This is a genomic window from Actinomadura kijaniata NBRC 14229, assembly GCF_001552175.1.
Lineage (GTDB): Bacteria > Actinomycetota > Actinomycetes > Streptosporangiales > Streptosporangiaceae > Spirillospora > Spirillospora kijaniata.
This window is the reverse complement of record NZ_BCQR01000146.1, coordinates 20783-31633: the sequence shown is the minus strand read 5'-3', so window position 1 is coordinate 31633 and position 10851 is coordinate 20783. Positions and strand designations below refer to the sequence as shown.

The 10851-nt window shown below is 72.9% G+C and carries 10 protein-coding genes; 5 read left to right on the top strand and 5 right to left on the bottom strand.

The genetic code is table 11. From position 1 onward, the window contains the following. A partial coding sequence (locus AKI01S_RS54425; RefSeq protein WP_169814075.1) for an ATP-binding protein occupies nucleotides 1-1028 on the bottom strand: 1028 nt, incomplete at its 3' end. A gap of 249 nt (nucleotides 1029-1277) precedes the next feature. On the opposite strand from AKI01S_RS54425, the gene AKI01S_RS36290 reads away from it, so the two are divergent. Further along, entirely contained in the window at nucleotides 1278-1829 is a 552-nt protein-coding gene (locus AKI01S_RS36290) for an RICIN domain-containing protein (protein WP_067828468.1), read from the top strand. 73 nt (nucleotides 1830-1902) lie between these two features. Here AKI01S_RS36290 and AKI01S_RS36285 read toward each other — a convergent pair whose 3' ends face one another. Both AKI01S_RS36285 and AKI01S_RS36280 read right to left on the bottom strand, forming a co-directional pair. Then, on the bottom strand, nucleotides 1903-3114 hold the full coding sequence (locus AKI01S_RS36285) for a pyridoxal phosphate-dependent aminotransferase (protein ID WP_067828465.1): 1212 nt from the start codon (nucleotides 3112-3114) through the stop codon (nucleotides 1903-1905). 100 nt (nucleotides 3115-3214) lie between these two features. Further along, nucleotides 3215-4123 (bottom strand): TIGR03619 family F420-dependent LLM class oxidoreductase, encoded by a 909-nt coding sequence (locus AKI01S_RS36280; RefSeq protein WP_067828462.1) that lies wholly within the window; start codon nucleotides 4121-4123, stop codon nucleotides 3215-3217. 306 nt (nucleotides 4124-4429) lie between these two features. On the opposite strand from AKI01S_RS36280, the gene AKI01S_RS36275 reads away from it, so the two are divergent. From AKI01S_RS36275 to AKI01S_RS36260, 4 genes are all read left to right on the top strand, one after another. Next, nucleotides 4430-5101 (top strand): TetR/AcrR family transcriptional regulator, encoded by a 672-nt coding sequence (locus AKI01S_RS36275; protein WP_245681921.1) that lies wholly within the window; start codon nucleotides 4430-4432, stop codon nucleotides 5099-5101. A gap of 41 nt (nucleotides 5102-5142) precedes the next feature. After that, the gene (locus AKI01S_RS36270) at nucleotides 5143-6141 is read left to right on the top strand and encodes an AurF N-oxygenase family protein (protein ID WP_067828456.1); all 999 of its coding nucleotides are present in this window, start codon (nucleotides 5143-5145) and stop codon (nucleotides 6139-6141) included. A gap of 53 nt (nucleotides 6142-6194) precedes the next feature. Further along, nucleotides 6195-7706 carry a flavin-containing monooxygenase gene (locus AKI01S_RS36265; RefSeq protein ID WP_067828486.1) on the top strand — a complete coding sequence of 504 codons (1512 nt, stop codon included), beginning with the start codon at nucleotides 6195-6197 and terminating at the stop codon, nucleotides 7704-7706. 214 nt (nucleotides 7707-7920) lie between these two features. Next, entirely contained in the window at nucleotides 7921-8739 is an 819-nt protein-coding gene (locus AKI01S_RS36260; RefSeq protein WP_067828453.1) for an SDR family NAD(P)-dependent oxidoreductase, read from the top strand. Between the two features lie 39 nt (nucleotides 8740-8778). Here AKI01S_RS36260 and AKI01S_RS36255 read toward each other — a convergent pair whose 3' ends face one another. Together AKI01S_RS36255 and AKI01S_RS36250 are read right to left on the bottom strand one after the other, a co-directional pair. Next, nucleotides 8779-9867: a PP2C family protein-serine/threonine phosphatase gene (locus tag AKI01S_RS36255; protein WP_067828449.1), complete on the bottom strand. Its 1089-nt coding sequence runs from the start codon at nucleotides 9865-9867 to the stop codon at nucleotides 8779-8781. A 254-nt stretch (nucleotides 9868-10121) separates the two neighbouring features. Then, the gene (locus AKI01S_RS36250; RefSeq protein WP_067828446.1) at nucleotides 10122-10805 is read right to left on the bottom strand and encodes a class I SAM-dependent methyltransferase; all 684 of its coding nucleotides are present in this window, start codon (nucleotides 10803-10805) and stop codon (nucleotides 10122-10124) included. Nucleotides 10806-10851 lie beyond the last annotated feature (46 nt).

Genomic DNA, 10851 nt, shown 5'->3' with positions numbered 1-10851 from the left:
ACGGCGGCCAGCACCGCCTCCCTCGTCAGGGCGTGCCGCCAGCGCAGCGCGTCCCCGGCCGGCACCAGCAGCCGGGGCCGTCCGGCGCGCAGCGCCGCCAGCACCGTCGCCTCGTCCAGCCCGGTGACCGGGCCGAGCACCGCCGGGTCGGGCTCGCCCCCGACGACCGCCGCGGCCTCCACGACCCGCCGGTGACCGGGATCCAGCGCCGCCAGCCGCGCGTCCACCAGGCCCGCCAGCGTCGGCGGGACCGGAGCGGGCGCGCTCCCCTCCAACGCGCCCGCCACCAGCTCCTCGACCAGGAACGGCAGGCCGTCGGACTTGTCCAGCACCAGCCGCCGCACCGGCTCGGGCAGGCCGGCGGTCCCGGCGCGGCGCCGCGCCAGCTCGACGATCCCGGCCGGGTCCAGCCGCCGCAGCCGCACCGCGGTCGTCTCGGGGCGGTCGAGGACGCGGCTGCCCCGGCACGGCTGGTGCTCCTCGTCGCGCGCCGACCCGGCGACCAGGACGGGCAGCTCGCGCACCGCCCCGGCCAGGTACTCCAGGACCGCCAGGGTGTCGGCGTCGGCCCAGTGCAGGTCCTCCAGCACCAGCAGGCAGCCGCGTCCGCCGTTCAGCAGCGACAGCAGCCGCGCCAGCCCCTCGCCGAGCACCACCACCGGGTCCACCAGCGGCGGGGGCGGTTCCCCCTCCCCCGCCCAGCACGGCAGCAGCCGTCCCAGCGCCGCGCGGTAGGGGCGCAGCTCCGCCGAGGCGTTCGGGGGTTCGTCGCGCAGCTGGCCGAACAGCGCCTCCGCCAGCGGCCGGTACGCGCCGCCGCCCTGCACCGCGCGCCCCGTCAGCACGAGCATCCCGGCCGCCCGCGCGCGGGCGGCGGTCCCGGCCAGCAGCAGGCTCTTGCCGATCCCGGCCTCGCCCAGCACCACCAGCATCCCGCCGCGTCCCCCGGCCGCTCTCGCGACCAGGTCGCCCACCAGTGCCGACTCGGCCTCGCGCCCCACCATGGCGGGGCTCTCCCCCAACGTCATGGCTCCGAGTATCCGCAGGTCCCCGCCCCGCGGCATCCGGAGTTCCACTGACCTACCGGGTTGCCTACCCAGTCCCGCCCTAAGTCGGTGACGCTCACCGATCCGCGCCCCCGGCCCGCCGCGCGACGCTCCTGGAGTCGGCACGACAGCCAAGGAGCAGAACATGCGAACCAGGTCCGCGCCGTGCAACGACTCCGGCGACCAGCCGTTCCGGCCGTCATGCGTGCCGGCTACCTGAGGAAGGACGATATGAGCAACCACATGGGATTCCGCCACCTGGCGCTGGCGGCGGCCGCCACCGCGACGTTGGGCGTCGCCGCGGCCGGGACGTGCGCCGCGGCCGCGGCGAGCACCGCCACCACCTCCGCCGTCGCGGCGAAGGCGGGGCCGGGGCCGTTCTACTGGATGATCAACCTGAAGTCCGGCAAGGCGGCCATGCCCTACGAGCACTCCAAGGAGCGGCGGGCGCCGATCATCCAGTCGATCAAGGACGGCTACGGGGCGCAGCACTGGAAGATCCTCGGATCGGGCACCCAGCGGAAGCTGGAGAACCGGCACTCCAAGTACTGCATGCGGGCCGCCTCCACCACCAGCAAGGTCGTGGAGCAGGACCACTGCGAGTTCTCCGGCGCCCTATGGGTCGTCTCCGACTACGACGCGATGTGGGCGGGCAAGCCCGTCTACTGGAAGAACTCCTACACCGGTGAGTGCCTGGAGGGGTACGGGGCCGTTCTCAGGACCGCGTCCTGCACGTACACCAGCAACCAGTACTTCCGGTTGGAGCACGTCCCGGGCACCTGACCGCCCGGGGCCGTGGGGGGACGGTGCGGGTGGGGCCGACCGAGACCCCGCTCCACCCGCGCCGGCGGAACGCTCAGCGCCGGATCGTCTCCAGGAAGTCGCCGATCCGGCCGATGGCCTCCTCCAGCTCGTCGGCGTGCTGGAGGGTGACGACGCGGAAGTGGTCGGTGCTCGGCCAGTTGAAGCCGGTCCCCTGCACCACCAGGATCTTCTGCTGCTCCAGCAGGTCGAACGCGAACCGCACGTCGTCGGCGATCGGGTACATCTCCGGGTCGAGGCGCGGGAACACGTACAGCGCGCCCTTGGGCCGCACGCAGCTCACGCCCGGCAGGTCGTTCAGCAGCTTGGCGGCCCGGTCGCGCTGCTCGCCGAGGCGGCCGGTGGGCAGCACCAGGTCCTCGATGCTCTGGTGGCCGCCGAGCGCGGCCTGGATGGCGTACTGGGCGGGCACGTTCGGGCACAGCCGCATGTTCGCCAGGATGTCCAGGCCCTCGATGTAGGACTCGGCGTGCTCCTTGGGCCCCGACAGCACGACCCAGCCGGAGCGGAAGCCCGCGACCCGGTAGTTCTTGGACAGGCCGCCGAACGTCAGGCACAGCACGTCCGGCGCGAGCGAGGCGATCGGGACGTGCGCGGCGCCGTCGTACAGGATCTTGTCGTAGATCTCGTCGGAGAAGATCAGCAGGTTGCGGCGGCGCGCGAGCTCGGCGATCCGCGCCAGGACCTCCCGGGAGTAGACCGCGCCGGTCGGGTTGTTCGGGTTGATGATCACAATCGCCCGGGTACGGTCGGTGATCTTCGCCTCGATGTCGTCGAGATCGGGCTGCCAGTCGGCGGCCTCGTCGCAGCGGTAGTGGACCGGGGTGCCGCCGCTCAGCGACACCGCCGCGGTCCACAGCGGGTAGTCGGGCGCGGGGATGAGCACCTGGTCGCCGTCGTTGAGCAGCGCCTGGAGCGTCATCACGATCAGTTCGGAGACGCCGTTGCCCAGGTAGACGTCCTCGACGTCCACCCCGGCGATCCCGAGCTGCTCGCAGCGCTGCACGACGGCGCGGCGGGCGGGCAGGATGCCCTTGGAGTCGCTGTAGCCGTGCGCCTCCGGCAGGCCGCGGATCATGTCCTGGATCAGCTCGGGCGGCGCCTCGAAGCCGAACGGGGCCGGGTTGCCGATGTGCAGCTTGAGGATGCGGTGGCCTTCGGCCTCCAGCTGCTTGGCCCGCTTGAGCACCGGCCCGCGGATGTCGTAACAGACGTTGCTGAGCTTCCCCGACTGGTTCACCTGCATGAACCAACCCTATTCACGCATGTGGCAGGTGCGCTCGGGTGGTACGGACCAGTGCCCGCCCAGCCCCGTCCGGCTTCTTCGGGTTCGTCCCGGTCCGGGGTCAGGGACAGGCCGACCGGAGTTCGGCGAGCGGGCCGAGCCGGTCGGCGCGACGGCCCTCACCGAGGGGCCAGTAGACGTGGTCGACGTTCAGTTTCGCCAGCCGTTCCAGGTCGGCGGCGACCTGGCGCACCGAACCGGTCAGCGGCAGCCGGTCCGCGCCGAGGTCCCGGTCGGTGACGGGGCCGTTGGCCTGCGCGACGACCGGCAGCGCCGACGGGTCGCGCCCCGCCTCGGCCGCGGCGTACCGCAGCCCGCCGACCGCGCCCTCCAGGTCGTCCCACCGGTACACGGCCAGGGTGAGCCCGGCGCCGAGCCGCGCCGCGCGCCCGATCGCCTTCTCGGTGGTCGCGCCCACCACGAGCGGAGGGCCGCCGCGCCGGACCGGTTTCGGGCCGATCTGCGACTCGCCGATGGTGTGGAGGCGGCCCCGGAACGACACCGGGTCGGGACCCCACACGGCGCGCATCGCGGCGACGTGCTCCTCGAAGCCCGCGCCCCGGCGGCTCATCGGCACGCCCGCCGCCTCGAACTCCTGCGGCATCCAGCCCTGCCCGAGGCCGACCAGCAGCCGCCCGCCGGACAGCCGGTCGACGGTGGCGATCCGGCGGGCCAGCACGACCGGTGGGTGGAACAGCGCGGCGACCACGGACGTGCCGAGGACGATCCGGGCGGTGCGGGCCGCCACGTAGGCGAGGGTCTCCAGCGGGTCGTACACGACCGCCCACTCGGCGGGCGCGGGCGCGGGCGGCGTGAGCCCGCCGTAGGAGATGTCGGCGGGCGGGCGGAGCAGGCGTTCCTGGACCCAGACCGACCCGAGGCCGACGCGTTCGGCCTGCTCGGCGGTGGCGGCGATGACCTCGGGGGAGGCGGCCGGGCCGGTGGTGGGCAGCAGCACACCCAGTTCCATGTGCTCTCCTTTCGCGGGGGACGAGGGGGTCCGAGAGGCGTTGACCCCTGACGCGGCACGACCGGCGCGTGCCGCGCGCGGCCGCCGCGCGGTCAATGCTCGTCCCGGCGGGCGGGAAACGCGGCGACATGATCGTCAAATTACTGCAAAAATTCACTGAGTCACGATGCCTGTCAGAAAATTACCGGCGGAATTTCGGCACCGCGTGCCGCCGGACCCCCTTGATTGGACTTCGCGTCCAATTGTGATGCGCGCAACATACATGCAGGCTTGCTTGCTTGTAACTGACGCTCTTACCGTCGAGGTGTGTCAGTAAGCACTCGCCGACGGCGTCCGAGCGGAAGCGGCACGCGCCGCACCCAGGAGGAACGCCGGTCGCGCACGCAGGCCCGGCTGCTGGAGGCCACCATGGAGTGCCTGGTGGACCTCGGCTGGTCCGGGACCTCCACCACCGAGGTCGCCCGGCGCGCGGGCGTGTCGCGGGGCGCGCAGCAGCACCACTACCCCACCAAGATGGAGCTGGTCGCCGCCGCGCTGGAGCACCTGCTGGAGGCGCAGCGGCTGGCGTTCGAGTCGGCGTTCGCGGCGCTGCCGCCCGAACGGCGCAACGTCGAGGGCGCGCTGGACCTGCTGTGGGAGATCTTCCGCGGCCGCCCCGCCAAGGCGCTGCTGGAGCTGGCGGTCGCGGCGCGCACCGACGACGAGCTGCGCCCGCTCTGCCGCGACCTGAACGAGCGCATCCTCCAGGTCATCCTGGAGACGTTCGAGAAGCTGTTCCCCGCCTCGAACCTGCCCGAGGACGCCGTCCCGACGACGCTGCGCGGGCTGTTCGCGATGTTCGTCGGGCTGTCGGTGCAGAACGCGCTCGACGATGACGACGCGGGCCACCAGGCCGCCGTGCTGGCACAGGTCAAGAGCATCGCCCGGCTGATCGTCCCCGGCGACCGGGGCGACGCCGGCCCCGCGGCGACGGGGTGACCCACCTCCGCCGAACCCTTCACCCCCGAGGGAGCGCAACCATGGCCCAAGCACCGACCGAACTCGCCGAGGAAGTGCGCGCGCAGGTCAAGGACAAGAAGTCCTACCTGGGCGTCATCGACCGCCTGAACAAGGCGTCGGTCGAGAAGCACTGGGAGGCCTACGCCGACGTCCCCTGGGACGACCCGGAGTTCCAGGTCGACAGGAACGACCCGCGCTGGGTGCTGCCGCCGTTCGACCGGCTCGGCCAGACCGAGTGGTACCGGTCGCAGCCGCCGGAGATCCAGGCGCAGATCGGGCTGTGGCGGGTCGCGACCGCGATGAAGATCGGCCTGCAGTTCGAGAACCTGCTCAAGCGCGGGCTGCTCAACTACGCCTACTGGCTGCCCAACGGGCGGCCGGAGTTCCGGTACGTCTACCACGAGACGACCGAGGAATGTCACCACGGGATGATGTTCCAGGAGTTCGTGAACCGCACGAAGCTGCCGATCCGGGGCATGCCGCGGTCGCTGACGCTGGTGGCGCAGCTCGCGCCGTGGATCCCGCTGATCAGCACCGAGATGTTCTTCGTGTTCGTGCTGGGCGGCGAGGACCCGATCGACTACGTGCAGCGCAAGTCCCTCAAGGGCGGGCACATCAAGCACCCCCTGGAGGAGACCATCATGCGGATCCACATCGCGGAGGAGGCCCGGCACATCTCGTTCGCCCGGCACTACCTCAAGCACCGGGTGCCGAGGATGAACCGGACCCGGCGGCGGCTGCTGGGCGCGCTGACCCCGGTCGTGCTGGGCGTGATGGCGCGGATCATGCTGGCCCCGCCCGGCCCGATGGTGCGGCACTTCGGCATCCCCGACGAGGTCGTGCGCGCGGCCTACAAGGACAACCCCGAGGCCAAGCAGGAGATCTGCAACTCGGTCGGCAAGATCCGCGAGCTGATGGACGAGCTGGGGGTCATCACGCCGGTCAACAAGCGGATCTGGAAGGCGTTCGGCATCTGGGAGGACCCGAAAAAGTCCCGCCGCGCCGTGAAGGCCGCGTGAGCGGCGTGACCGGCACCGAACGGGACGGCGCGGGGCAGCGGTCCCGGCCCGCCGTGGTGACGCCCGCGGCCGGGCCGGGCGGCCCCTACAAGGTCGTGATCGTCGGGACCGGGTTCTCCGGGCTGGGCATGGCGATCGCGCTGAAGCGGAACGGGATCCACGACTTCGTCGTCCTGGAGAAGGCCGACGAGGTCGGCGGCACCTGGCGGGAGAACACCTACCCGGGCTGCGCCTGCGACATCATGTCGCTGCTGTACTCCTACTCGTTCGAGCCCAAGAGCGACTGGTCGAGGATGTTCCCCGAGCAGCGCGAGCTGCTGGCCTACATCAAGGACATCGTCGCCAAGTACGACCTGGAGCAGCACATCCGGTTCCGGACCGAGGTGACGGGGGCCGAGTACGAGGACGCCACCGACACCTGGCGGGTCACCGTGGACGGGGCGGGCGCGGCCGACGGCGAGGTCGTGCGGGGCCGGACGCTGGTCGCGGGCATGGGCCCGCTGCACCACCCCAGCGTCCCGGACCTGCCGGGGCTGGAGGGCTTCCGGGGGACGACGTTCCACTCCGCGCGGTGGGACCACGACTACGACCTGACCGGCAAGCGCGTCGCCGTCGTCGGGACGGGCGCGTCGGCGATCCAGTTCGTCCCGAGGATCGCCGGGAAGGTCGGGCGGCTGACGGTGTTCCAGCGGACGCCGCCGTGGATCCTGCCCAAGCCGGACCGGCCGATCAGCGGGGTCGAGCGGGCGCTGTTCCGGCGCGTTCCGGGCGTGCAGCGCGCCTACCGCAACGGCGTCTACCTGGTCCAGGAGAGCTTCGTCCTCGGCTTCAAGAACCCGAGGCTGCTCAAGGCCGCCAGCTCGCTGGCCAGGCTGCACCTGGCGCGGCAGGTGCCGGACCCCGAACTGCGCCGCAGGCTCACCCCGGACTACACGATGGGCTGCAAGCGGACGCTGGTGTCCAGCGACTACTATCCGGCACTGACGCGGCCGAACGTCGAGCTGACCACCACCGGGATCGCCGAGGTCCGCGAGCACTCGATCGTCGCGGGGGACGGCACCGAGCACGAGGTCGACGCGATCATCTTCGGGACCGGGTTCCACGTGACCGACGCGTTCGAGGACGCGCACATCGTGGGCCGCCACGGGCTGCGCATCCAGGACGCCTGGAAGGACGGCATGCGGGCGCACATGGGCGTCACGGTGGCGGGCTTCCCGAACCTGTTCCTGCTGATCGGCCCGAACTCCGGGCTGGGCCACAACTCGATGATCTTCATGATCGAGGCGCAGATCCGCTACGTCCTGCAGTGCCTCGAACTGCTGGACGCCCGCGGCGGGAGCCGGATCGCGGTGCGCGACGACGTCGAGGACCGGTTCAACCGGTGGGTGCGGAGGAAGTCCGAAGGCGCCGTGTGGGTGGCCGGCGGATGCAAGAGCTGGTATCTGGACGCCGACGGCGTCAACCGCGCCGCCTGGCCGGCCTCCACGGTGAACTACTGGCTGCGCACGCGCCGGATCGACCCGTCCGACTTCGAGATCGGCCGGGTCGCGACCGCCGGACGGTGATCCGGTAGACTCGCCGCAATTCAACAGTACATCCAATACCGCCCGGCGGGCCCGGGACCACTCCCCCTCGGCCCCGGCCCGCGGGCCGGGGCCCCCGCGAGGCCGCCGCGGCCACTCCCCCCTTGTCCGCGGCGGCCCGCGCGGGGCGTCCCCCCGGCCGCCACGGCCACCACCCACCCAGCACAGCGAGCCCAGCACAGCGAGCGGAGCCCCGATGAGCATTGCGATCGTGACCGGAGGCGCGTCCGGCATCGGCCGCGCTGTCGCCACCTGCCTGGTGGCGCGCGGCGACACGGTGGTCGTCACCGACATCAACGAGGAGGGCGCCGGGAAGGTCGCCGACCGGCTCAACTCCCTGGGCCGGGGCAAGGCGGCCGCCGCCCGGCTGGACGTCACCGACGCCGCCGCGGTCGAGGAGCTGTACCGGGGCGTCCGGGCCGAGCACGGCGCGCTCGACCTGGTGTTCAACAACGCCGGGATCTCGATCGGCGGCGCGGCCGAGGAGCTCACCCTCGACCACTGGGACCGCGCCATCGACATCAACCTCAAGGGCGTGGTGCACGGCGTGCACGCCGCCTACCCGATCATGCTGGAGCAGCGGTCCGGGCACATCGTCAACACCGCCTCGCTGGCCGGCCTGGTGCCGATGCCGCTCGGCATCCCCTACACCGCCACCAAGCACGCGGTGGTGGGCCTGTCGCTGGGCCTGCGCGCCGAGGCCGCCGGGCGCGGCGTGAAGGTCAGCGTGGTGTGCCCGAGCTTCGTGGACACCCCGCTGCTCACCAACGTCAACCCGGACCTGCCGCCGACCTCGATGAGCGGCGACGCCAAGGACGACATCCAGAAGGCCGCGCCGCGCCTGTACACGGCCGAGAAGCTGGCCCGCGACATCATGCGGGGCGTGGCGCGCAACCAGGCGCTCATCGTCGCCCCCGCGCACGGCCGCGCGGCCTGGCGGGGCATGCGCCTCAACCCGGGCGCCGCGGTGAAGGTGGCCTCGCTGGCGGTGGCGCGCCTGCGTTCGGGCGGGTGAGCCGGGGCCGCGCGGCCTGACGGGCCGGGAGGGCGGCGGTCAGCGGGCCGTCGCCCCGGCCGGGGCCGCCGCGTGGTCGAACTCCAGCAACAGCAGCGCCGCGTCGTCCTGGCGGCGTCCCTTGCCGTGCGCGACCAGGTCGTTCTTCAGCCGGTCCAGGAACCGGCCGCGGCCCTGGCGGGCGATCCGGGCGGCGCGTTCGGCCAGCGGGTAGAAGGCGCCGTCGGCGTCGCGCGCCTCGGTGACCCCGTCGGTGTAGAGCAGCAGCCGGTCGCCCGCGCCCAGGGTGACCGCGCCCGCCGAGCACGGGTCGCGGGCGTCGCGCTCCTCGGCCACGGGCAGCCGCAGCAGGCCCAGCGGCGGGGACGAGGGCAGGTCGTCGACGAACGCGACCCGCCCGCCCGACAGCACCAGCGGCGGCGGGTGCCCGCAGCACACCAGCCGGACCGTGGCGGAGTCGGCGGGGATCTCGGCGATCAGGGCGGTGACGAACCCCTGGTCGGGGTCGCGGACGGCGAGGAAGTCGTCCAGCCGCCCGGCCAGGCCCGGCAGGCCCGGTTCGCGGCGGGCCAGCTCGCGGAAGGCGCCCAGCACGTCGATGGCCTTCTCCACCGCGGTCAGGCCCTTGCCCATCACGTCCCCGATGATCACGCGGGTGCCGAACGGGGTGTCCAGCACGTCGTACAGGTCGCCGCCGACCTGGACCGGCCCGGCGGCGGCCAGGTAGCGCACCTGCGCCCGGACGCGCCCCACGCGCGGCGGGACGGGCCGCAGCACGGCGCGCTGCATGGTCTCGGCGATCACGCGCAGGTCGGCGGCGGCGTCGGCCGCGGCGTCGGCGGCGCGCGCCCGGCGGTGGGCGGCCAAGGCGACCACGCCGGTCGTGCACACGATGCCCAGCGGGACGGTCACCACGAGGTGCGGCAGGTCGTCCCAGTGGCGCGGGAGCAGCGGCAGCACGAAGAGCAGGTCCACGGCCCCGACCAGCAGGACGTGGCGGTCGCGGACGGGCCACAGCGCGCCGAGCGCGGGCACGGCGACCAGCAGGGCGAGGACGGTGCGGGACGCGGGCAGCGCGAGGTCCACGGCCGTGACGGCGGTGAGCGCGCAGCCCGCCGCGGCCAGCACCGCCGGCAGGTTCCCGCAGGTCCGCGATGGATCGTGGTGCGATGGACCGTGGTGCGATCGGATCATGACGATCGCCGTCCTCATATCGCTGTGGGCCCGACTTGAACGACGGTGGCCGATTGTAGTCGGGCGCACACCTGCCGAAGCCGGGTTGCGGGAAACCGGTCCGGACGGGCCGCGGGAGGCGGGCCCGCCCCGGATTCCGGTCATCTCACGAGGGTGTTTCCTCTCGGCTGTTTTCACGAAGCCCGTTCTCAGGACGGCCAGGGGGCGCCGTCGCGCAGCTCGTCGTACCCGACGAACGTGAACATCCGCACGCCCGGCTCCAGCGGGAGGGGCGTCCCGGTGAAGCGGTGGACGCCGACCCCGTAGACGCCCGCCTCGGGCGGGGACAGCCAGCACGCCTGGAAGCCGTGCTCGCCGAACCAGCGGCAGATGTCGGGGGTGGGGTCGGGCGGGACCCGGTTGCGGGTCCACACCACGTGCGCGCCGGGGGCGCACAGGCGTGGCAGCAGCGACACGGTCCGCCGGATGTCGGCGTCGGTGATGTTGCCGAACACCCCGCACACCAGCACCAGGTCCGCCGGAACGGCCCCGAGGTAGGCGTCGGTGACCGAGGCGTCGGCGGCGACCGCCGTGATGCCGGGGAGGCCGAGGCTCAGGGCGGCCTCCCGCGCCGCCCGCACGTTCTCGGGGTCCAGCTCCACGAGCCGGGCCCGGACGTCGGCGGCGCGGGGGTGCCCGGCCGCCGCGCCGATCAGGTCACGGCCCTGGCCCGCGCATAACGACACGGTCCGGACCGGTCCGGCGGGCGCGGCGTCGAGGATCTCGGCGATGCGCCGGCGGACGAGGGTGAGGCGCCGTGACAGGGGCGAGTGGGGGTCGTCGTACTCCTTGTGCCAGGCGGCCCAGTCGCGCTGGGTCTGTTGTCGCTCCATGCGACGAAGGTAGAACGCTCAGTGAGCGAATTTTCGCGGCATATGA

Excerpts from the sequence above, each read along its gene's own strand:
- AKI01S_RS36250 (WP_067828446.1), bottom strand. The coding sequence starts at position 10,805 with ATGGAGCGACAACAGACCCAGCGCGACTGGGCCGCCTGGCACAAGGAG.
- AKI01S_RS36280 (WP_067828462.1), bottom strand. The coding sequence starts at position 4,123 with ATGGAACTGGGTGTGCTGCTGCCCACCACCGGCCCGGCCGCCTCCCCC.
- AKI01S_RS36290 (WP_067828468.1), top strand. The coding sequence starts at position 1,278 with ATGAGCAACCACATGGGATTCCGCCACCTGGCGCTGGCGGCGGCCGCC.
- AKI01S_RS36260 (WP_067828453.1), top strand. The coding sequence starts at position 7,921 with ATGAGCATTGCGATCGTGACCGGAGGCGCGTCCGGCATCGGCCGCGCT.
- AKI01S_RS36285 (WP_067828465.1), bottom strand. The coding sequence starts at position 3,114 with ATGCAGGTGAACCAGTCGGGGAAGCTCAGCAACGTCTGTTACGACATC.
- AKI01S_RS36270 (WP_067828456.1), top strand. The coding sequence starts at position 5,143 with ATGGCCCAAGCACCGACCGAACTCGCCGAGGAAGTGCGCGCGCAGGTC.